General features: G+C 63.5%; 14 protein-coding genes. 8 read left to right on the top strand and 6 right to left on the bottom strand.

The window, feature by feature from the left end; genetic code table 11:
- Nucleotides 1-30 precede the first annotated feature (30 nt).
- Entirely contained in the window at nucleotides 31-1680 is a 1650-nt protein-coding gene (locus tag ASF04_RS02530) for a hypothetical protein (RefSeq protein WP_056137843.1), read from the top strand.
- Between the two features lie 10 nt (nucleotides 1681-1690).
- Here the strand turns inward: ASF04_RS02530 and ASF04_RS02525 are convergent, their stop codons facing one another.
- Together ASF04_RS02525 and ASF04_RS02520 are read right to left on the bottom strand one after the other, a co-directional pair.
- Complete coding sequence (locus ASF04_RS02525; RefSeq protein ID WP_056137841.1) at nucleotides 1691-3547, bottom strand: M4 family metallopeptidase; 1857 nt, start codon at nucleotides 3545-3547, stop codon at nucleotides 1691-1693.
- A 156-nt stretch (nucleotides 3548-3703) separates the two neighbouring features.
- Entirely contained in the window at nucleotides 3704-6250 is a 2547-nt protein-coding gene (locus tag ASF04_RS02520) for a M4 family metallopeptidase (protein WP_056137839.1), read from the bottom strand.
- Nucleotides 6251-6553: 303 nt separating this feature from the next.
- On the opposite strand from ASF04_RS02520, the gene ASF04_RS02515 reads away from it, so the two are divergent.
- Nucleotides 6554-7210, top strand: a complete 657-nt coding sequence (locus ASF04_RS02515) for a hypothetical protein (protein WP_056137837.1) — start codon at nucleotides 6554-6556, stop codon at nucleotides 7208-7210.
- A gap of 4 nt (nucleotides 7211-7214) precedes the next feature.
- Here the strand turns inward: ASF04_RS02515 and argH are convergent, their stop codons facing one another.
- The 3 genes from argH to ASF04_RS02500 all read right to left on the bottom strand — a co-directional run bounded on the left by argH (nucleotide 7215) and on the right by ASF04_RS02500 (nucleotide 11275).
- Nucleotides 7215-8609 carry an argininosuccinate lyase gene (argH, locus tag ASF04_RS02510; RefSeq protein ID WP_056137834.1) on the bottom strand — a complete coding sequence of 465 codons (1395 nt, stop codon included), beginning with the start codon at nucleotides 8607-8609 and terminating at the stop codon, nucleotides 7215-7217.
- A gap of 122 nt (nucleotides 8610-8731) precedes the next feature.
- On the bottom strand, nucleotides 8732-10126 hold the full coding sequence (locus tag ASF04_RS02505; protein WP_056137832.1) for a YfcC family protein: 1395 nt from the start codon (nucleotides 10124-10126) through the stop codon (nucleotides 8732-8734).
- Between the two features lie 24 nt (nucleotides 10127-10150).
- Entirely contained in the window at nucleotides 10151-11275 is a 1125-nt protein-coding gene (locus tag ASF04_RS02500; RefSeq protein WP_056137830.1) for a succinylglutamate desuccinylase/aspartoacylase family protein, read from the bottom strand.
- A 212-nt stretch (nucleotides 11276-11487) separates the two neighbouring features.
- On the opposite strand from ASF04_RS02500, the gene ASF04_RS02495 reads away from it, so the two are divergent.
- The 6 genes from ASF04_RS02495 (at nucleotide 11488) to ASF04_RS02470 (ending at nucleotide 19641) form a co-directional block, all read left to right on the top strand.
- The gene (locus ASF04_RS02495; protein ID WP_229204887.1) at nucleotides 11488-14283 is read left to right on the top strand and encodes a TonB-dependent receptor; all 2796 of its coding nucleotides are present in this window, start codon (nucleotides 11488-11490) and stop codon (nucleotides 14281-14283) included.
- Between the two features lie 131 nt (nucleotides 14284-14414).
- The gene (locus ASF04_RS02490) at nucleotides 14415-15722 is read left to right on the top strand and encodes a cyanophycinase (RefSeq protein WP_056137828.1); all 1308 of its coding nucleotides are present in this window, start codon (nucleotides 14415-14417) and stop codon (nucleotides 15720-15722) included.
- 64 nt (nucleotides 15723-15786) lie between these two features.
- The gene (locus ASF04_RS02485; RefSeq protein WP_082488502.1) at nucleotides 15787-17046 is read left to right on the top strand and encodes a cyanophycinase; all 1260 of its coding nucleotides are present in this window, start codon (nucleotides 15787-15789) and stop codon (nucleotides 17044-17046) included.
- Nucleotides 17047-17110: 64 nt separating this feature from the next.
- Nucleotides 17111-18637, top strand: a complete 1527-nt coding sequence (locus tag ASF04_RS02480) for an IgA Peptidase M64 (protein WP_056137826.1) — start codon at nucleotides 17111-17113, stop codon at nucleotides 18635-18637.
- Nucleotides 18638-18802: 165 nt separating this feature from the next.
- The gene (locus ASF04_RS02475) at nucleotides 18803-19270 is read left to right on the top strand and encodes a hypothetical protein (RefSeq protein ID WP_056137824.1); all 468 of its coding nucleotides are present in this window, start codon (nucleotides 18803-18805) and stop codon (nucleotides 19268-19270) included.
- Nucleotides 19271-19338: 68 nt separating this feature from the next.
- Nucleotides 19339-19641 carry a hypothetical protein gene (locus ASF04_RS02470; RefSeq protein WP_056137823.1) on the top strand — a complete coding sequence of 101 codons (303 nt, stop codon included), beginning with the start codon at nucleotides 19339-19341 and terminating at the stop codon, nucleotides 19639-19641.
- 67 nt (nucleotides 19642-19708) lie between these two features.
- Here ASF04_RS02470 and parC read toward each other — a convergent pair whose 3' ends face one another.
- Nucleotides 19709-22054, bottom strand: coding sequence for a DNA topoisomerase IV subunit A (parC, locus tag ASF04_RS02465; protein WP_056137821.1), 2346 nt, complete (start codon nucleotides 22052-22054; stop codon nucleotides 19709-19711).
- Nucleotides 22055-22059: the final 5 nt, after the last annotated feature.

Genomic DNA, 22059 nt, shown 5'->3' with positions numbered 1-22059 from the left:
GCACCATGAACCTACTTTCAGGATGATATTATGTTGCACCGCCCCCGCTTGTCTCCCCGTTATATGCTCATCCCGACCGCGATCGCCATTGCCATCACCTTTGCTGCGTGCGGCGGCGGCGACGATGACACCATCCAGAACAACGTGCCGCCGATCGCCCAGGGCCGCTGGATCGCCGGCGACCTGCACACCCACACCACGCAGTCGGCCGACGCCGACGTGAGCCAGACCCTCGACAAAATCCTCGGCAAGGCCTTCACCAGCTATGGCCTGGACTGGATGGCAGTGACCAACCACCTGCGCGTCTCCACCCGCGACGACAAGGGCGCGCTGCTGGCCGCGCCGATCCCGATGGCCACCGGCGTGGAGCGCTACGAGCAGCCGCGCCTGGCCGCACTGCAATCGGCCGGCACCTATGCCGACAAGCTGATTTTCTCGGGCTTCGAGTGGGACATGCCTACCCACGACCACATCGGCATCGGCATTTTCGAGGGCGCCGACAAGTCGGCCGGCGCTCCGCTGGCCGTGAGCACCAAAGGCGTGCGCGAATTCGAATACCTGTTTACCACCCGCGACCCCGCCATGTTCGACGCGGCCGACGTCACGGCGTGGAAGGCCAAATACGGCGACACCCGCTACAACAAGACCGCCGACGATGCCTTGAAGGCGATCTCCTGGCTCAAGGACAATTACCCCAACACCAGCTACGCGGTGATCAACCACCCATCGCGCAACAAGGGCAGCTACACGGTGGAAGACTTCCGCCGTTTCAACGACACCGCGCCCGACATCATGTTTGCCATCGAAGGCATGGTCGGCAACCAGATGGAGCCGGACCGTGGCGGCTACACCGCCGCCTACACGCCAGAGAATGCGCCGCTGCGCGCCTATGGCGGCGCCGACTACGTGGTGGCCAAACTCGGTGGCGTGTGGGATGCGCTGCTGGGCGAGGGCCGTCGCGTCTGGAACCTGACCGATTCCGACACCCACTTCAAAATCGTCGGCAACAACAGCAGCGGCTACTTCCCGGGCGAGTATGCCAAGAACTACGTGTTCAACAGCGCCACCGGCGCGCCGACCGCAAAAGACCTGCTGCAAGGCCTGCGTTCGGGGAAAATGTTCTCGGTGTACGGCGACCTGGTGAACGCGCTCGACTTCAACCTGGCCAGTACCAGTGATCGCAAGGAAATGGGCGGCGAGCTGAAAGTGGCCAATGGTGAAAACGTGGTGGTCACCATCCGCTTCAAGAGCCCGACGAAGAACAACTATGAAAAGCCGGTGGACAGCGGCGCTTCAGCCAGCGTCAAGCCGGTGGTGGACCACGTGGACCTGATCGTCGGCGACGTGGGCGCCAAGGCTGCGCAAGGCACCGCCGCCTACGCGGTGGCCACCAACGCCAGCACCCGCGTGGTCAAGCGCTTTACCAGTGCCGACTGGAAGACGGACGCCGATGGCTACAACACCATCACCTACGAAACCACCGCCACGAAGAGCCAGTACTTCCGCCTGCGCGGCACCAACCTGGGCACCGATGTGGCGGGCCTCACGCAGGGCGGCGAACCGCTGGCCGACCAGCGCACCAGCACCGCCGACGCCACCCAGCGCTTCAACGACATCAACGACCGCAACTACCGCAGCCTGTGGTTCTATTCGAATCCGGTGTTTGTCACGGTGCGTTGATCGTCCGGCTTTACTTGGCCTCGTCGATGTCCTCGCCGACGTTGATGGCGGCGTAGGCGCGCTGCACGGCCACGGCTTCCTTCGAGCCGGCGCCGTACAGTTCCTGCGCCGCCTCGAGCACCTTGGCGCGTGCCACCGCGTAGTTGGTGCTCGAGGTGAACTTGGTGCTCAGGGCCCGGAACCAGATGCGGTACGCCTTGTCGTTGCCGATGCCGGTCATCGCCTGCGGCGACTTCACCAGGTACTTGCTGTGGGCGTCGCTGGCCGGATCAGCGTTCGAGCCCTGCGCCAGGAAGTAGAACATGCGGTTATTCGGCCCGCTCGAATAGTGCACGTCGAGCTGCTTGAGCGACGTGCTCCAGGCGTCCGCGCTGCGCCCGTCCAGGCTGGGCTTGACCATGTAGCGCAGCGGCTTCTTGTCGCGGCTGATCTCCTGGCCCACCATCCAGTCGTTGCCCTTGGCCGGTATCACGGCGCCGGTGCCGCCGGCGCGCGCGTACGCTTCCACCATCTCGCCGCCGATGTCCGAGTGCGATTCATTGAGGCCACCCGATTCGCCCGAGTACACCAGGTCCGCCGTGGCGGCGGTGACGCCGTGCGACATCTCGTGGCCGATCACGTCGATCGATCCAAGATTATAAAAATACGAACCGCCGTCGCCGATGAACATGCACTTGCAGCGGTCGTCGTAGAAGGCGTTGTCGTAGTCGCGATCGACGTGGACGGCGATGTGGGTGGCGGTGTTGTTGCCGTCCAGTGACTGCCAGCCAAGGACGTTGCGGTTGGTGTCGTAGGTGTTCATCAGGCCCCAGAAGGCGTTGACGGCGGCGGTCTGGCCGTTGGCGTCGCTGGTGCTGCCGCCGTTGTACTGCTTGCCGTCGCCCCAGGTGTTGGTGGCGTTGACATAGACGTCGCCGGGATCGGGGTTGTACATCGAGCTGTGGTCGGCGTTGGTAATCGCCATGCCGCCGAAGCGCCCGCCCTTGCCGCGCGTGGCGTCGAGCATGCGGAACTGGCTGCCGCTGGGCGACGTGGACAGCGCCACCACGCCGTTGTACTGGCTGTTGCCGGTCCCGGTCCCGGTTCCGGTGCCGGTGCCACCACCGGCGTCGCCGGCCGTTTGCAGCGCCTGCCACTGGGCGATAATCTCTCCGGTCCTGGCATCGACGATGGTGTCGTGATAGACCGGCTGCCTGTCCCTGACCATGCGTGTTTTGACGTAGTAAGCGAGCGCGTAGCGCTGCACCACTTCCTGCACATCGAGCGCATTGAGCTGGGCCTCCTGCTTGTTGGCGGCGGCCGCCGTGCGCGTGCTGGTCACCACGGGGTAGAGCAGCAGTTCGGCGACCGGTTGCCAGCGATGCTCGATTTTTGGCATGCCGTCGCGCACCGAGCGGATCGCCACGGTGATCGCCTGCTGCGGCGAGAGTTTCGGTTTCAGGTCGGCGGGCGCCGGCGCCGATGCTGCCGCAGTGCCGGCGGCCAGGCTGTGCGCCCCGGGACGGCGGTCGGTGACCGAGGCGCTGACGATGGCGCCAGTGGAATCGGTCACCACCACTGCTTCGGAGCCGAACACGCGCAGGCCCTCGTAGGTGTGCTGCACGCGCGAGATCTTCTGGCCTTCCGCGCCGGGGTGGTGGGCGGCCAGGCGGAAGCTGTACCGGGGCGCGGTCAGCGTGCGCGTCGTTTCACGGGCCTGGTCGAACGCGGCCAGGCGCGCCAGCAGGCTGGCGCTTTCCTGCGACGAGGGCGGCGCCACCGGTCCGCGCATCATTTTTGGCGACAGCGGCTGGGCCATGGTTGTGGTGGCGGCCATGACGGCGGCTGCCAGGGTGGAGACCGATAGCAGGGAAATGTGCAGATTCATCTTGTCCTCCTGAATCCTGATTCCGATTCCAGCGCGCACCGGATGATGGCGCTGAGGCCGCCTGAGCGGACAGTCCACGCTAGAACGGAGGAGGGGAGGCGGTACTGTGGCAGATCAAAGGCGGGAGGGCGCAACCACCATCCCGCCGGTACTTGATCACTGGGCAATCAAACTGACCTTATCGATCACGAACGACGTCTGCTTCCAGCTATCCTCGGTCGAGACGAACGACAGGGTCACCGTCTGCCCCTTGTACGCAGAGAGGTCGAAGGTGCGCACCTGGTAGCCGTCGGCGGCATCGGCGTTCGAGTACGTGGCCAGCGTACCGAGCACCGCGCCCGAGCTGCTCTTGACTGCCACCACCAGCCGGTCATACCTGGCCCGGCCGATTTCATCGGTATCAATGTGCAGCGCAAAACTCAGCTTGGCGCTGGCGGCCGACGACGGGATCGTCACACTCTGGGTCAGCGTCTCGGTGTTGCGTTTGCCGTTGCCGCCCAGCCAGGCGTAGCGCTGGCCCTCGTACGGCTGTTGGCCGCTGAAGCTGCCGATGGCGTCGGTGTTGCCGGTCCAGCCGGTGGTGCCCGATTCGAAGCCGCCGTTGGTGATCCGCTCGCCGCCGCTGCCAGCGGTGACCACCGTCAGCGTGGCTTCGCCCGACGTGGCGGTCTTGGCCGGCGACGACGCGTCGCGCACCTGCGCCTTGAATACGGCGCCGTTGTCGGCCTGGGTGGCCGTGAGCGAGTAGGTGGCGCCGGTGGCGCCCGCGATCAGCGCACCATTGCGGTACCAGGTGTAGGTGTATGGCGGCGTGCCGCCGCTCGCGGCCACGCTGAACGACGCAGTGGCGCCCACCGTCACTGCCACGCTGGCCGGTTGCGTCGTGATGCTGACACCACCGCTGTTGCCGCCCTCGTCCACGTCAGCACCGACGTTGATGGCCGCGTAGGCACGCTGCACGGCAATCGCTTCCTTGGACGTGGCGCCGTACAGTTCCTGCGCCGCCAGCAACACCTTGGCGCGGGCGTCGGCGTAGTTGGTGCCGGAGGTAAATTTCGTTGTGAGCGCCTTGAACCAGATCCGGTAAGCCTTGTCGTTGCCGATGCCGGTCATCGCGGCCGGGCTTTTGTTCAGGTACTGGCTGTAGTAGTCGCTGCCGGAGTCGGCCTTGGAGCCTTGCGACAGGAAGTAGAACATGCGGTTGTTGGGTCCGCTGGAGTAATGGACGTCGATGTTTTTCAGGTTGCTGCTCCAGGCGTCCGGGCTGCGGCCATCCTTGCTGGGCTTGTACAGCCAGCGCAGCGGCTGGCCGTCGCGGGCGATTTCCTTGCCGGTCATCCAGTCGTTGCCGCTGGCGGGAATCGCGGTGCCGGTGCCGCCAGCGCGCGCATACGCTTCCACCATGTCGCCGCCGATGTCCGAGTGCGATTCGTTGAGGCCGCCAGATTCGCCCGCATACACCAGGTTGGACGTGGCATCGGTAATGCCGTGCGACATTTCATGGCCGATCACGTCGATCGAACCGAGGTTATAAAAATACTGGCCGCCGTCGCCGATGAACATGCATTTGCAGCCCGAATCGTAAAAGGCGTTGTCGTAGGCATTATCGACGTGCACCGCGATATAGGTGGCGGTATTGTTGCCGTCGAGCGACTTCCAGCCGAGCACATTCTTGTTGGTGTCGTAGGTGTTCATCAGGCCCCAGAGCGCGTTGACGGCGGCGGTCTGGCCGTTGGCGTTGGTGGTGCTGCCGCCGGGAATATACTGCTTGCCGTCGCCCCAGGTGTTGGTGCTGTTGGTATAGACGTTGCCGGGGCTGGGGTTTTGCTGCGAACTGTGGTTGGCGTTGGTGATTGCCATGCCGCCGAATTTGCCGCCGGTGCCGCGCGTGGCGTCGAGCATCTGGAAGCCGCTGCCGTTCTGGCTGGTGCTGATCGGTACGGCGCCGTTGTACTGGCTGTTGCCGGTGCCAATCACGGTTTGCAGCGCCTGCCACTGGGCGATCACTTCGCCGGTTTTGGCGTCGATGATGGTGTCGTGGTACACCGGCTTGCGATCGACGATCATGCGCGTTTGCACGTAATAGGCCAGCGCGTAGCGTTGCACCATGTCTTGCAGGTCGAGTGCGTTGAGTTCGTCTTCGGCCTTGTCGGCGGCCTCGGCCATACGCACGGTGGCCATCACCGGGTAGATCAGCAGCTCGGCCGTCGGTGGCCAGCGGTGTTCGCCGGTAGGCGCGACTTGTTTGGCCACGCGGGCAATCGCGGCGTCGGCATTGAAGGCGGGCTTGATGTTGTCGAGCGGCGTGGCTTGCGGGCCGGCCAGGGCGACCGCACGGTCGGGGCTGCTGGCCTGGGCCACGCTGGCGTCCAGGCCCGCGCGCTTGTCGGCCACCGACAGGCTGACGATGTTGCCGCCGCCATCGGTCACCACGACTTCCTCCGAGCCGAACACGCGCAAGCCCTTGTAGGTGTGTTGCACGCGGGTGATTTTCTGGCCATCGGCGCCTGGGTGCTGGTTGGCGATGCGGAAATTGCTGTCGGCGCCGAGGCCGAGCCGGGCGTCGCGTTCGGCCAGTTTGGCCAGCAACGTTTTGTCCTGTGGCGTGACGGCGACAGCTGGCTCGGCAGCTGAAACAGGCGTCGTGACCATCAGCGGCATGGCGGCGATGGCGGCGGCTAGCAGGGTCTTACGTAGGTTCATCTCTTCTCCCAATGGTTGCACGGCGACGTGATGCCGACCGGAACGGCGACACTATTCCGCTTGCCATTGGCAAGTCAAAAAACATCGAAAATGGGTCGTCAAAGAAAAAATGGCTCAAATAAGCCATGGCGTAGCGCCTGTACCTAAAGGCGAACTCTGCAATTTTGAGTGGGCCGCGATGCAACACTCTGCAAAATTAATCAGTGAAAATCGTTTAGATTGTTACTCGTCCGAATTACACTGCCAGAAGCCGAACGAGACGATAATGGTCCGCCGGCCATCTACACAGTGTGGAGATAGTTCATGTTGTCGATTGCCACTAAAGTTGAACGTATCGTGCGGGAATCGGCCTTTCTGACGGAAGGGCTGAAGCGGGGGCTGATCAACCTGTCGGAGCTGGCGCGGCAGTTGCAGCCGCAGCTCGAAAACGATTTATGGAAGCCGGTGGGTCAGGCCGCCGTGGTGACGGCCTTGCGGCGCCTGGCCGAGCGCCTGCCCGAGCCGCCGGGCGGCAACATCGTGCTGGTGCAAAAAACTGGCGAGCTCACCACGCGCACCGAGCTGACCGAGTACACGTTTCGCCACAGCGACCGCATCCACGAATGCCATCGCAAGCTGCTGGCTGCGACCGAGCCGCTGCCGGGCGCGTTCGTGACGGTCACGCGCGGGGTCAATGAAGTGATGGTGATTTGCAGCCGCACGCTGGCGCCGCTGGTGGAGCAGGCCTTCGACGGCGAGCAATTGCTGGCGCGGCTCGACGACCTCAATGCGGTGACGCTGCACCTGGCTCCCGGCGCAGGGCGCGAACCGGGCACTTACCAGGCCATCCTCAAGCAGCTGGCCTGGGACCGCATCAACCTGGTGAACATGATCTGCACCAATACCGAGTTGACGGTGCTGCTCGAACAAGACCAGACCGGGCCGGCGTTTTCCACGCTGGCCCGGTTCAAGATGCATTGAAAGTTTACGACAATTGCGAGCGCACGCGGGCGATCGCCTTGCGTACCTGGTTCGGCGCGGTGCCGCCCACGTGGTCGCGCGCGGCGACGGAACCTTCGAGCGTGAGCACGGCAAACACGTCGTCGCCGATCAGCGGCGAGTAGGCGCGCAGCTGCTCGAGCGACATTTCCGACAGGTCGACTTTTAAATCGTCGCAGGCGCGCACGGCGTGGGCCACGGCTTCGTGGGCATCGCGGAACGGCAGGCCCTTCTTGACCAGGTAGTCGGCCAGGTCGGTGGCGGTGGCATAGCCTTGCAGCGCGGCGGCGCGCATATTGTCGGGCTTGACGGTGATGCCGCCGGCCATGTCGGCAAAGATGCGCAGCGTATCGACCAGCGTATCGACGGTGTCGAACAGCGGTTCCTTGTCTTCCTGGTTGTCCTTGTTGTAGGCCAGTGGCTGGCCTTTCATCAGGGTGAGCAGGCCGGTCAGGTGACCATAGACGCGGCCGGTTTTGCCACGCGCCAGTTCCGGAACGTCGGGGTTTTTCTTTTGCGGCATGATCGACGAGCCGGTGCAGAAGCGGTCGGCAATGTCGATGAAGCCGACGCGCGGGCTCATCCAGATAATCAGCTCTTCCGACATGCGCGACACGTGCATCATGACCAGCGCCGCGGCAGCGGTGAACTCGATCGCGAAATCGCGGTCGGACACGGCGTCGAGCGAGTTGTGGCACACATCGTCGAAGCCCAGCGTGGCGGCCACGCGCAGGCGGTCGATCGGGAACGTGGTGCCGGCCAGCGCGGCGGCGCCCAGCGGCAGGCGATTGACGCGCTTGCGGCAATCCTGCATGCGCTCGACATCGCGGCCGAACATTTCCACGTACGCCAGCATGTGGTGGCCGAACGTGATCGGCTGCGCCACCTGCATGTGGGTAAAGCCCGGCATGATGGTGTCGGCGTTTTTCTCGGCCAGATCGGTCAGCGCGCCGCGCAGGGCGTTCAGCAGACCGACCACGTCGTCGATGGCCGAGCGCACGTACAGACGGATGTCGGTGGCGACCTGGTCGTTACGCGAACGGCCCGTGTGCAGGCGCTTGCCGGCGTCGCCCACCAGCTCGGTCAGGCGTTTTTCGATATTCAGGTGTACGTCTTCGAGGTCCAGCAGCCATTCGAACTTGCCGGCTTCGATCTCGGACAGGATCTGCGCCATTCCGCGCTCGATCTCGGCGCGGTCTGCGGCGCTGATGATGCCCTGGGTGGCCAGCATCTCGGCATGGGCGAGCGAGCCCTGGATATCGGCCTTGGCCAGGCGGTTGTCGAAGAAGACCGAAGCGGTGTAGCGCTTGACCAGGTCGGAAACAGGTTCGTTAAAGCGGGCCGACCAGGCTTCGCTTTTTTTGGAGAATTGATCAGTCATGATAAGGAAGAGTAGTGGGCACGTAAGTCAGAACTGACGGATTATAAACCGCCAGCCGTACAAAAATCGGTCAACGTTGTTGTTGTGGCCTTAAAATTAACCGTGCCGCATAGGTTTGCTCGTCACTGCCAATGCATCAGCACCGGCGGCACCAGCAGCGCCAGCGCCATCACCGCATAGATCAGTTGCAGCGGAATCATCCACTTGGCCCAGGTGATCCACGGCACCCGCGCCAGCGCCAGTACGCCCACCGTGATGCCGGACGTCGGGATCATCGGCGTGGTCAGTTCGCCGAATTGGAAGGCCAGGATGGCGGTCTGGCGGGTGACGCCTACCAGGTCGGCCAGCGGCGCCATGATCGGCATGGTCAGCGCGGCCTGGCCGGTGCCGGAGTGGATGAAGAAATTGATCACGGTCTGGATGCCGAACATTTTCCAGGCGGTGAAGATCGGCGACGACGACTGCACCAGCGGCGTCAATGCGTGCAGCATGGTGTCGATGATCTGGGCGTCGCGCGCCAGGATCATGGTGCCGCGCGCCAGTGCGATCACCAGCGCCGTGCCCACCAGGTCGCGCGCGCCCTGGATGAAGCCATCGACGATCTGGCCCGAGTCGAGCCGGCCCACCAGGCCGATCACCACGCCCATGGTCAGGAACAGGGCGGCAATCTCGTCGATGTACCAGCCGTAGTGGACCACGCCCACCACCATGATCGCCAGCGAACCGGCAAACATCCACAGCACCAGTTTATGGCGCGCGGTCATGCCGGTAAACTCGCCCAGGCCCTCGGGCTGTTCCTTGCGCTTTTCCAGGTCGAGCGCGTAGGTGGGGCTCAGTTGCGGATTCTTTTTCACGCGTGCCGCGTACCACATCAGGAACGCCACGGTAATGGCCGTGGCAATCGTCCAGGCGATCAGGCGGTAGCCCCAGCCTGAAAACACCGGCACGCCGGCAATGCCCTGGGCGATGCCGACGTTGAACGGATTCAAAAACGCCGCGGAAAAGCCGACCTGCGAACCGAGGAACGGGATCGACACGCCGGTAATCGTGTCATAGCCCAAGGCGAGCGCGAGCGGCACGAAAATCAGGATAAACGGTATGGCCTCCTCGTTCATGCCGAAGGTGGCGCCGCCGATCGAGAACAGTGTGACAAACACGGGGATCAGCGCCTTCTGGATGAAGCGCGAATTCTTGTGTGCGGCGGCCAGCGCCTTGATCATCGAATCGACCGCCTCGGTCTTGTGCAAGACTGCAAAAGCGCCGCCGACGATCAGGACAAAAGCGATGATCTGCGCCGCCTCCACAAAACCCTTGATCGGCGCCTTGAGCAGGGCGACCACGCCTTGCGGCGCGCTCGGCACGTAGTGGAAGCTGTCGGGCACGATCAACTGCTTGCCGTTGACCAGGTGGGTGTCGTACTTGCCGCCCGGGACCAGCCAGGTGGCGGCGGCGATCAGCGCCAGGATGATGAACAGCAGGACAAACGTGTGCGGCAGCTTGAATTTTTTGATGGCCATTTTTTATTGTCGGTAGAGGTGGGCTTATTGGCTCAGCAGGTCGCCGGCACGGAAGGCGGTGGCGCCGGCCACCTTGCCCACGTTCATGCCGCGCAGCACGTGGCGGTGGGCGCTGCGGGCGAAGAACACGCCTGCCACGCTGGCGCGCAGCACGGTGGTGATGCCGCTCACCGGGTCGATCAGGTCGGCGATGGCGTCGCCCGGCTGCAGCTGGGCGCCCAGGTCGCGCGTATAGACCAGCACGCCGTGGTGCGGCGCGTACAGCGGTTCCACGCCTTCCAGCGGCGTGGCCGCGCACAGCGGGGCCGGCAGATCGGCCGCCGCATCGTCGTCGGTCAGCACGCCATTGAGGGCAAGGTAGCGCAGCAGGGCGTTGGCGTCGCGTTCGGCCAGGTCGTAGCTCACTTCGGCCTCGCCGCGCAGTTCCACCGTCACCGCCACGCAGGCGGGCGGGATCGGCACGCTGCCCTTGAAGTGGTTGTCGAGGTCCCACCACAGGCGGCTGCACGCTTCGTCGAACGGTTCGCCGCCCGCTTCCAGTGCCAGCAGCAGCGCGTGCGCACCCAGCAGGGCGGACAGTGGCGCCACCGCGTCGGCCAGCGGCGTGCCTGCGTACAGGTGCATCACGGCTTCGTTATCGCAGTGCAGGTCGAGCACGATGTCGGCGTCCACCGCCAGCGTCATCAGCACTTTTTTCAGGGTTTCGGCGTCGGTCTTCGGTTGCCAGGTGGCGATCGAGGCGCGCGCGTGCTCGCGGATCAGGCGCACGTTCTGCTGGGCGTCCTGGCCCAGCTGGCCATCGAGCGATACCTTCACATCGTCGAACACGTGCTTGTAATTGCGGTTGAAGTTGATGCCGGTGGTCAGATCGAAGCGGCCGAAGGCGGCGCCCTGGATCGCCTGCGCCAGGCCGATCGGGTTGGCGGCCGGTACCAGGATGATCTCGCCGGTAATGCGGCCCGCCTGTTCCAGCGCGGTCAACTGCTTGCGCAAAAATTGCGCCACCAGCATGCCGGGTACTTCGTCCGCGTGCAGCGAGGCCTGGATATAGACTTTTTTGCCGGCGCCGGGCGTACCGAAATGAAAACTGGTCAGTTCGAAGGTATTGGCGCTGTGCAGGCCGGAAAGAGGGTGTTTTTGTGCTTGCATGGTGGCGGGCGGCAGGTGATAAAAGTGGGCTGAAGAAAGGCAAAAACGGCGCGAAGCGCCTGAAATCGCTTGAGTATGTAGCACTATTTTCACAAAGTAAATCATAGTGCGTGTATCGGGCGGCACATTCTTGAGTTTTTGGCTACTTGTGCGTACAGTCAGTTTTAACAGATGTATTTGTTTATCACATTACCACCTAAGAAGAGAAAATTATGGCTGACCTGCACGGCATGCGAATTTCGACGATGGCTCACGCGGTGCGCCGCACCCTGGGATTGGGAATGGTCGGATTGATGGGACTGGCAGGTCAGCAGGCGCTGGCACAGGAAGCACCAGGCACCCCGGTCACCGCCGCCGAGGCCGACACGGCGGTCGTCAAGCCGGTGCCGCGCGTGGAAATCACGGGCTCGGCCATCAAGCGTATCGAATCGGAAACCGCGCTGCCGGTGCAGGTGATCAGCCGCGCCGACATTGAAAAAGTAGGCGTCACCACCGCGTCCGAAATCCTGGCCCGGCTGTCGTCCAACGTGGGCGGCCTCACCGACGGCGCCAGCATCAACGTCGGCGGCGACCAGCGCGGCTTCAACAGCGCCAACCTGCGCGGCATCGGTACCTCGTCCACGCTGGTGCTGCTCAACGGCCGCCGCATGGCCAATTTCGCCTCGCCTGGTGACGACACCGGCGTCGATCTTAACAATATTCCGGCGTCGGCCATCCAGCGCGTGGAAGTGCTGCTCGACGGCGCCTCGGCCCTGTACGGCACCGACGCCATCGGCGGCGTGATCAACTTCATCACCCGCAAGGACTTCAAGGGCATCGAGTTGAGCACCTACGGCAACAAGACCCAGGAAGGCGGCGCCGGCAAGCGCACCGCCACCATCACGGCCGGCTTTGGCGACCTCGATAAAAACGGTTTCAATATCTTCACCGTGGCCGACATCCAGGCCACCAGCGCGCTATCGACGTCGCAGCGCAAGTTCATCGGCGACCTGCGCGTGCCCGAGCGCCTGCCGCACCTGCTGTCGGGCTTTACGTCGCCGGCCAATATTCGCCTGACCGGCGCCCAGCGCGACTATCTGAACGAGCAGGGCTTCACCATCAATGGCCAGCCCATCACCAAGACCACCATCAACCCGTCGGTGCCCAACTGCTCGCCACCGGCCAATCTGTACCTGCCGGGGGGTACCGGCGGCTCCGAGGCGTGCACCTATGATTACATGGGCGACACCGAGCTGTTCCCGAAATCGAACAAGCTCAACTCGCTCACGCGCGGCGTGTTCCAGATCACCCCGAGCACCCAGCTGTACGCCGAGGTGGCGCTGAGCCGCTCGCGCACCTCGTACGTGGGGTCGTCGGCACGCGTGCGTGCTTACGTGGACTACAGCGTGATCCCGGCGCTGGCCGGCTACAACATGCTTTCGCCCGAAGCGAGCGCCGACGACGACGTGCCCGGCGAAGTGGAACTGCGCGTGCGCCTGAACGAGGCCGGCCGCCGTACCAGCGAACTGACCAGCGAAAGCCAGCGCTACGTGGTGGGCCTGACCGGCAGTGCCAACGGCTGGGACTACGACGTGGGTCTCAACCACAGCGTCAACACCATCAAGGACCGCGATACCCACGGTTACGTGCTGTACAACGAAGTGCGCCAGGGCATTATCGACGGCCTGATCAACCCGTTCGGCCCCTCCAGCGCGGCCGGCGTGGCCCTGCTCGACAGCATCCAGGTCAACGACGAAGTGCGCCGCGCCAAGGGCACCATGGATTCGATCGACTTCAAGGTTTCGCACTCGGTGGGCACCCTGGCCGGCGGCGACGCCGGCCTGGCCATCGGCGGCGAATGGCGCCGCGAACGCAACACGTTTACGCCGTCCGAACTGTTGATGAGCGACAACATCAACGACGACTTCGCGCCGGAAGGCGGCGGGGCAACGGCCAACAGCCGCAAGGTCAAGGCCATCTTCGGCGAGCTGTTGCTGCCATTTAGCAAGCAGTGGGAAGCGCAAGTGTCCGCCCGTTACGACCACTACCAGGTAGTGGGCGGCGCAGCCAGCCCCAAGGTGGGCCTGACTTATACGCCGACCAAGACCATGTTGTTCCGCGCGTCGGCCGGCCGTGGCTTCCGCGCGCCGTCGATGAACGAACTGTATCGTCCAACCGTGTACAGCGCCACCGCCACCTTGCCCGATCCGGTGTATTGCGCCACGGTCAACAACGATTACGCCGAATGCGCGTTCAACTGGGATACGCGCCGCTACTCCAACGCCAACCTGAAACCTGAAAAGAGCAAGCAGGCCTCGATCGGCATGGTGATCCAGCCGTCGCGCAACGCATCGATGACGCTCGACTACTGGCGCATCAAGCGTACCGACCTGATCAGCGAAATCGGCGACGACATCATTCTCAACAACCCGGCCAAGTACGGCAACCTGGTGATCCGCGACGAGGACAACGAGATCGATTACATCGAACTGCGCAAGGAAAACCGTGGCGCCCAGATCGCCTCGGGCCTGGACCTGGTACTCGACTACAGTGGCGTCAAGACCTTTGCCGGTCGTTTCGGCGGCCGCCTGTCCGGCACCTATGTGCTCGATTCCAAGATCCAGAACGCCAAGGGCGATCCGTTCGTGAGCAACCTCGGTCGCTTCGTCACCGACGGCGTGGTGCAGCGCTGGCGCCATACCATTTCGGTGGACTGGGACAATGGCCCGCTGTCGGCCACGCTGTCGAACACGTTCTCGAGCGGCTACCACGACCAGAACTCGGCCATCAATACCGATGACGGCTCGGTGGTGGCCCCCAACAAGGTCACCTCGTACTCGCTGTGGGACCTGACCAGCGCCTGGCAGATCAACAAGAACTTCAAGTTGCGCGCCGGCATACAGAACATGTTCGACCGCTCGCCACCGTTCTCCAACCAGGCGTATTACTTCCTGTCGGGCTACGATCCAACCTACACCGACCCGCGTGGCCGCCGCTTCTTTGCATCCGCTAACTACGCTTTCAAGTGAGCACGATTAAATTCATGGTTTCTACTGCCCCTCAACAATGTAATATAGCCTTAAGTAATTGATTGGTATCATCTGCAATGCAACGGCGCCGCGCGCAAGCCCCGGCGCCGGTTTCACTTTGGAAGGGCAACATGAATTTTTCAGGTTTTACGTGCCAGCGCCTGTTCGTGCTCTGGCTGCTGGTGTTTGCCAGCTTCGGCGTACACGCGGCGCAAGGCGCCGCAGCCAAGGCCCAACCCACCGGCAAGGCGGTCAAACCGGCCAAGGCGGTCCCCCCGCCCAAGCCGGTCCTGGCACCGCCGGCGGGCAACCTGGTGATTATCGGTGGCGGCTTGCGTGCCGATAATGCGGAAGTCTGGCAACGGATCGTGCTCCTGGCTGGTGGCAAGGGCGCGCGCATCGGCGTGTTCGGCTCGGCCTCGATCAATCCTGAAAACGCCGCCCAGAACACGGTCAACAAGCTCAACCAATATGGCGCCCAGGCATTTTTCATTCCGCTCGGCGTCACGCTGCCCAATAGCGACTACCGCAAGGCGGCCGAAGACCCCGAGGTCGTCGCCCTGATCCATTCGGCCACCGGCATTTATTTTACCGGCGGCGACCAGGCCCGCATCACCAAGGCGCTGGTGCGCCAGGACGGCACCCGTACCGCTGCGCTCGAAGCCGTGTGGGACGTCTACCGCGACGGTGGTGTGGTGGCCGGTTCGTCGGCCGGCGCGGCCATCATGAGCACCACCATGTTTTATGACGCCAAGTCCACGCTCGACATGCTCAAGCAGGGCGTAACCGACGGCAACGAAATCGCCCCCGGCCTCGGCTTTGTTGGCGATGACGTCTTCATCGACCAGCACTTGCTGGTGCGCGGGCGCTTTGCCCGCATGATCCCGGTGATGCTGAAAAAAGGGTACCAGATCGGCCTTGGTATCGACGAAAACACGGCGATGGTGGTCAACGCCAAGCGCGACGTGGAGATCATCGGCTACAGCGGTGCGCTGCTGCTCGACCTGTCGGCGGCGATCACCGACCGCGCCATCAAGGGTTTTAATATCAGCAACGCCACCATCAGCTACCTCGACCGGGGCGACAAGTTCAACCTGGTCACGCGCGATTTCACGCCGTCGCCCGACAAGGCCGACAACAAGCTCGACCCCAACCAGCCCGATACCCGGGGCGTGGTCTATACCAACGATATTCTCGGCAATAACGCGGTGCTGGACCTGATGGTCAACCTGATCGATAACGCCCAGCAGGACGCCATCGGCATCGCCTTCGGCAATCCGCGCGATTCGTATCCGGACATGGGCTTTGAATTCCGCTTCAGCAAAACCATCAACAGCGTCGGGTACAGCTCGACCGAGGTGGAAGCGTATTCGGTACTGAAACTGCGCATGGATATCCGGCCGATCCAGCTGCAGCAGCCGCTCTACCGCTACAGGTAAATCACAGTTGAGCTACACTTGAATGGGATGGCACTCGGCCATCCCATTTTCTTTTGGAGCCCACATGCGCATGTTCTCCTTGCGATTGCGATCCCTGTTCCAGGCCGCGCTGCTGGCGGCCATGCCGCTGGCGCACGCTGCCGCCGCTGCGCCCTCAGTTGCCACCCCGGCCGCGCCGCAAGGATCGCTGGTGATCGTCGGCGGCGGCCTGAAAGCCGACAATGCCGAGATCTGGCAACGCATCGTCAACCTTGCCGGCGGGCCGGGCGCGCGCATTGCCGTGCTGCCGTCGGCCAGCGCCAATCCCGAACGCGCCGGCCAGTGGATCTCCGAACGCCTCAACAGCTATGGCGCGGCTGCCTTCGTGGTGCCGCTGTCGGTGCGCCTGGCCGATACCGATTTTCGCAAGGTGGCCGAGGATGCGGAACTGGCCGGCGCGGTGCGCGGCGCCGGCGGCGTGTTCTTCGTCGGCGGCGACCAGTCGCGCATCACCGAGGCGCTGGTGCGCGCCGACGGCAGCCGCACCGCCGTGCTCGACGCCGTATGGGACGTGTACCGGCGCGGCGGCGTGGTGGCCGGCGACAGCGCCGGCGCCGCCATCATGAGCAGCACCATGTTTTACGCGCCCAACTCGGTGCTGGCCACCTTGCACCAGGGCGTAGCGGACGGTCGCGACATTGCCCCCGGCCTGGGTTTCATCGGCGACGACGTCTTCGTCGACCAGCACCTGCTGGTGCGCGGCCGGTTCGCCCGGATGATACCGGCCATGCTCAAGAAGGGCTACAAGTTCGGCCTCGGCATCGACGAGAACACGGCCATGGTGGTGGACCGGCGGCGGCAGGTGGAAATCATCGGCGTCAAGGGTGCGCTGCTGATCGACCTCACGCGCGCCACTACCGACAGCGCCCGCGCCGGCTTCAACGTCTCCAACGCGGTGCTCAGTTACCTGGACCGGGGCGACCGCTACGACCTGGCCACGCACACGTTCACGCCGGCGCCCGACAAGGCCGGCGGCCGCCTGGCCGATGGCCGCGAACTGCTGCGCCAGCCCGTGTATTCAAGCGACATCCTCGGCCGCAACGCGGTGGTCGAGCTGATGGAAAACCTGATCAACAACCACGAGAACGAGGCCATCGGGATCGCCACCAGCGGCCGCGAGATGGGCGGCGAGGGCGCACTCGCGCCCGGGTTCCAGTTCACCTTCCGCAAGACGCCCGACAGCGTGGGCTATGTAAAACCCGAGACGCACAGCTATTCGATCCTGAATATGCGGCTCGATATCCGCCAGCTCGACCCCGGGCCCGTGCCGGCGCGGCGCAACTGATTCAGGTATTGGCCGCGCGGGATGCAGGCACTAGAATGGACGTTTCGACCTTCGCGAGGCCCGCATGTCCCGTAACAACCTGATCGGCGCGCTTGCCGCTGCCTGCATTGCCGCTGCCGGTTTCACCGCTGCCACCGCCACCGCCGCCAATGCTGTGATCGCTGCGACCGCCACCACAGCAACCGCCAGCGCCACCGCCGCTACCAACACCGCTACCACCGCCAACGCTGCGGCATCATCGGCACAACCGGCCACCGTCCGTCTCGACTATATCCACAGCGGCAACGCCCTCAACGAACAATACGCGGTCGATCGCGTGGTGATCGAGCCGCTGCCGTGGCCCGGCGACATGCGCAGCACCATCGACGACACCAATCGCGGCAACAACCTGGTGGAAGTGGTCGATGCCGAATCGGGTGAGCTGCTGTATTCGCGCGGTTTTTCCACGGTGTTTGCCGAATGGGCCAGCACCGAAGAAGCTGCCCATACCAATCGCGGCTTCCAGGAATCGGTACGCTTCCCCAAGCCCGACAAGCCGGTGCGTGTGCGCATCCTGAAGCGCGACGAGCGCGGCGCGTTCTCGGTGGTGTGGTCCACGCGCGTCGATACCAACGCCATGGACGTGGTGCGCAAGCAGGCCGCCGCCCCGGTGAAGCCGATCGGCATCCGCGTCAACGGCGCGCCGAAGGACAAGGTGGACCTGTTGATCCTCGGCGACGGCTACACCGCCGGCGAGATGAAAAAATTCGAAGCGACCGCGCGCAAGCTGGCCGACCACTTGTTCAGTGTCTCGCCGTTCAAGGAGCGCGCCAATGACTTCAATGTGTGGGCGCTGGCGCTGCCCACGGCTGAATCGGGCGTGTCGCGGCCATCGACCGGCGTGCACCATGCGTCGCCGCTGGGCACGCGCTACGACATCTTCGGCAGCGAGCGCTACGTGCTCACGCTGGATAACCGCGCGCTGCGCGAGCTGGCGCAGAACGCGTCGTACGAGTTCATCGAAATCCTGGTCAACAACGACACCTATGGCGGCGGCGGCATCTTCGGCCAGTTCAGCACGGCGGCGGCCAACAACGACTGGGCCAATTATTTGTTCGTGCACGAATTCGGCCACCATTTTGCCGGCCTGGCCGACGAGTACTACACGTCGCCCGTGGCCTACGCCACCGGTGGCGCCCGCCGCGAACCGTGGGAACCCAACGCCACGGCGCTGCGCGACCCGGCCAAACTGAAATGGAAAAAATTCGTCAAGGACGGCACCCCGCTACCCACCCCATGGCCGAAGGAAGCGTACGAAACCGCGTCGCGCGCGTATCAGAAGGAACGCGCCGCGCTGCGGGCGGCCAACCGTCCCGAGTCGGAAATGAGCGCACTGTTTCATCGCGACCTGGAGCAGAGCAACGCACTGTTCTCGCGCGATCCGCACCGGCACACGGTGGGCGCATTCGAAGGCGCCAACTACGAAGCCACCGGTTATTACCGGCCCGAGATGCAATGTTTGATGTTCGATCGCAGCGACAAGTTCTGTTCGGTGTGCGCCGATGCGGTGACCACCATCATCGACCTTTATTCCCGTCCTGCAATCAAATAAAGGGTTTGGTACGGTACCGAACAGTCAACTTTCGGGGTTTTGGATATTCTGGTTACGTGACCTAGCGCTTCTACCAAAAAGCGGAAAGCGTTTAGCAGGCGGGGCCTTTGATGGTCTTGCCCACCTAAATAAGAACGTATCCAAACATAATTGAGAGGAACTATCATGAGCAAAATCGTCGCTACCCTGATCGCCGGCCTGTTCGCTACCGCTGCCTTCGCCCAAACGCCGGAAGTAACCCGCGCCCAGACCGAAGCCAACAAAGACATCGCCAAGGCCCAGCAAAAAGAAGCCAAGGTTGAAGCCAAGGCCGACAAAAAAGCCAACAAGGCTGTCAACAAGGCCGACCAGGTCCACGCTGAACAGCAAGCCAAGGTAAACACCGAAGCTGCCAAAGCCAACGAAAAAGTGGCCAAAGCCGATCCTGAAGACAAAGCCAAAGTTGCTGCCGAAGGCCAGAAAGACGTCGCCAAGGCAGTCGAGAAGGCTGAAAAGAAAACCGTGAAAGCGGACGCCAAAGCCATCAAGAAAACCGTTGACGCCACCGAAGACAAAGCGCTGGCCGCCAACAAGACCGACGCAGTGCGCGCCAAAGCCGCTGCCGACGTCAAAGAAGCCGCTGCCAAGCACTAATCAGCTGCGCGGTTAGAAGAACGGGCGCACCTGTGAGGGTGTGCCCGTTTTTTATTTAGAATACCTGTATGATCCGCAAACTCTCTCCCGTATTTCCCGGCCCCCGCACCGCGCGCGGTGCGGTGCTGGCTGTTTTACTCTCCAACGCCGACCAGACCGGCGCCGAACCGCTGCGCGGCCGGGTCACTCTGGCCGCCATCGTGCGGACCTTGAAGCGCAAGTATCACTGGCCGATCGAAACGGCCAGCTTTCCGTCCAATAGCGCCGATGGCCGGGCAACCTGGGCGACCGTGTACACCCTGCCCGAAGACGTGATCGCAGTCGCGCTCGACGGCCGGGGCCGCGACTGGCTGCTGGCAGCATCCTCTTGATTCGCTGATATAAAAAAAGCCGTCATGCCGCTGCTGCGGGATGACGGCTTGTTGCTGCGCGTTGTCGTTACACGATCGGCGTCAGTCCGCTCGGCTTGATGCGGGTGGCCAGTGCCTTGCCCTTGCGGGCGCGCTTGCCGATGTGCTCTGCCAGCCCGGACGCCGACAGTCGCACATCCTGCGGCTTGGCGCCACGGCCGATACCGCTGACGATCACGCCTTTCTGGCTGATCGGCTTGGCCGAGACCAGCGTTTCCTTGTCCTCGAGCTCCATCACGATCACGCCGCGACCGCCGTTGGTCAGCACCTTCATCTCGTCCAGTCCGAACACCAGCACGCGGGCATTGGCCGACAGCGCTGCCACGGCGGAAGCTTCCGGACCGACCACCGATGGCGGCAGCGGCACGTCGCCTTCGTCCAAGGTGATAAACGATTTGCCGCCACGGATGCGGCTGACCATGTCGGCCGCCTTGGCGAGGAAACCGAAACCGGCGCTGGTGGTCAGCATCAGTTGCGTGGCGCCGCTGCCTGCGAAGTAGTGCAGGATGCGCGCGCCGGTGGCCAGGTCGATCAGGGTGGTGACCGGCACGCCGTCGCCACGCGCGTTCGGCAAGGCCGCCACCGGCACCGAGTACACCTTGCCGTTGCTGCCGAAGGCGAGCAGGTTGTCCACCGTGCGGCATTCGAAAGCGCCGTACAGCGCATCGCCGGCCTTGAAGGTGAATTGACCGGCGTCGTGGCCCACGCCGGTGCGGGCGCGGATCCAGCCTTTTTCCGAGATGATCACGGTGACCGGTTCGTCCACCACTTTCTGTTCCACGACCGCTTTTTGCGCTTCTTCGATCACGGTACGGCGGGCATCGCCATAGGTCTTGGAATCGTTCTCGATTTCCTTGATGATCAGGCGCTTCATCGACGACGGGTTGTCGAGCAGGTCTTGCAGCGTGCCTTTTTCCTTGCGCAGTTCGGCCAGTTCCTGCTGGATCTTGATCGCTTCCAGGCGCGCCAGTTGGCGCAGGCGGATTTCCAGGATGTCTTCGGCCTGGATTTCGGACAGGCGGAAGCGCTCCATCAACGCGGACTTCGGCTCGTCCGAGTTGCGGATGATGTGGATCACTTCATCGATATTGAGCAGAATCGTCTCGCGGCCTTCCAGGATATGGATGCGCGCATCGACCTTGCCCAGCTTGAATTGCGTTCTGCGGGTGACGGTACCGAAGCGGAACTCGATCCACTCCTGCAAAATTTCGGTCAACCCTTTCTGGCGCGGCCGGCCATCGCCGCCGATCATCACCAGGTTGATCGACGCCGACGACTCGAGCGACGTGTGCGCCAGCAGCATCAGCATGAATTCGGTCTGGTCCTGGTTCTTCGATTTCGGCTCGAACACCAGGCGCACCGGCGCGGCGCGGCCCGATTCGTCGCGGATGGTGTCGAGCGAATTCAAGATCAGCGATTTCAACGCCAGTTGTTCCGGCGACAGCGCCTTCTTGCCCAGCTTGACCTTGGGATTGGTCAGTTCCTCGATTTCCTCGAGCACCTTTTGCGACGAGGTACCGGGCGGCAGTTCGTTGACAACTGCCTGCCACTGGCCGCGCGCCAGTTCTTCGATCTTCCAGCGCGCGCGCACCTTCATGCTGCCACGACCGGTGGAATACATATCGCTGATCTGCGTGGCCGTGGTGATGATCTGGCCACCGCCGGGGAAGTCGGGCCCCGGAATCAGCGCCATCAGTTCGGCGTGCGAAATTTTCGGATTACGGATCATCGCCACCGCCGCCTGCGCCACTTCGGTCAGGTTGTGCGACGGGATCTCGGTAGCCAGGCCGACAGCGATACCGGAGGCGCCGTTGAGCAGCACCATGGGCAGGCGTGCCGGCAGCAGGCTCGGTTCCTCGGTGGAGCCGTCGTAGTTGGCCTGGAAATCGACGGTGCCGAGATTGATCTCGTCCATCAGCACCTTGGCGATCGGCGTCAGGCGCGCTTCGGTGTAGCGCATGGCAGCGGCGCCGTCGCCGTCGCGCGAGCCGAAGTTACCCTGGCCATCGACCAGCGGATAGCGCAGCGAAAAATCCTGGGCCATGCGCACCATGGCGTCGTACACCGACTGGTCGCCGTGCGGGTGCAATTTACCAAGCACGTCGCCGACCACGGTGGCCGATTTGCGCGGCTTGGCGGTGGAGTTCAGGCCCATTTCGTTCATCGCGTACAGGATGCGGCGCTGCACAGGCTTCTGGCCGTCGCACACGTCGGGCAGGGCGCGGCCCTTGACCACCGAGATGGCGTAATCGAGGTAGGCGCGTTCGGCAAACGTGGACAGGGTCAGCGTTTCGCCGCCGTCGGTGGGGCCGCCGGGCGGCAGGGCGCCGTCCGGGTCCGGCAGCGATTCGTCAAAGAGATTTGCTTGAGTCATAGTGG

The sequence above is a fragment of the Duganella sp. Leaf61 genome (genome assembly GCF_001421905.1).
GTDB lineage: Bacteria > Pseudomonadota > Gammaproteobacteria > Burkholderiales > Burkholderiaceae_D > Rugamonas > Rugamonas zoogloeoides.
This window is presented reverse-complemented; position numbering and strand designations above follow the sequence as displayed.

Coding starts and splice junctions, on each gene's coding strand:
- ASF04_RS02530 (WP_056137843.1), top strand. CDS start 31: ATGTTGCACCGCCCCCGCTTGTCTCCCCGTTATATGCTCATCCCGACC.
- ASF04_RS02525 (WP_056137841.1), bottom strand. CDS start 3,547: ATGAATCTGCACATTTCCCTGCTATCGGTCTCCACCCTGGCAGCCGCC.
- ASF04_RS02520 (WP_056137839.1), bottom strand. CDS start 6,250: ATGAACCTACGTAAGACCCTGCTAGCCGCCGCCATCGCCGCCATGCCG.
- ASF04_RS02515 (WP_056137837.1), top strand. CDS start 6,554: ATGTTGTCGATTGCCACTAAAGTTGAACGTATCGTGCGGGAATCGGCC.
- argH (WP_056137834.1), bottom strand. CDS start 8,609: ATGACTGATCAATTCTCCAAAAAAAGCGAAGCCTGGTCGGCCCGCTTT.
- ASF04_RS02505 (WP_056137832.1), bottom strand. CDS start 10,126: ATGGCCATCAAAAAATTCAAGCTGCCGCACACGTTTGTCCTGCTGTTC.
- ASF04_RS02500 (WP_056137830.1), bottom strand. CDS start 11,275: ATGCAAGCACAAAAACACCCTCTTTCCGGCCTGCACAGCGCCAATACC.
- ASF04_RS02495 (WP_229204887.1), top strand. CDS start 11,488: ATGGCTGACCTGCACGGCATGCGAATTTCGACGATGGCTCACGCGGTG.
- ASF04_RS02490 (WP_056137828.1), top strand. CDS start 14,415: ATGAATTTTTCAGGTTTTACGTGCCAGCGCCTGTTCGTGCTCTGGCTG.
- ASF04_RS02485 (WP_082488502.1), top strand. CDS start 15,787: ATGCGCATGTTCTCCTTGCGATTGCGATCCCTGTTCCAGGCCGCGCTG.
- ASF04_RS02480 (WP_056137826.1), top strand. CDS start 17,111: ATGTCCCGTAACAACCTGATCGGCGCGCTTGCCGCTGCCTGCATTGCC.
- ASF04_RS02475 (WP_056137824.1), top strand. CDS start 18,803: ATGAGCAAAATCGTCGCTACCCTGATCGCCGGCCTGTTCGCTACCGCT.
- ASF04_RS02470 (WP_056137823.1), top strand. CDS start 19,339: ATGATCCGCAAACTCTCTCCCGTATTTCCCGGCCCCCGCACCGCGCGC.
- parC (WP_056137821.1), bottom strand. CDS start 22,054: ATGACTCAAGCAAATCTCTTTGACGAATCGCTGCCGGACCCGGACGGC.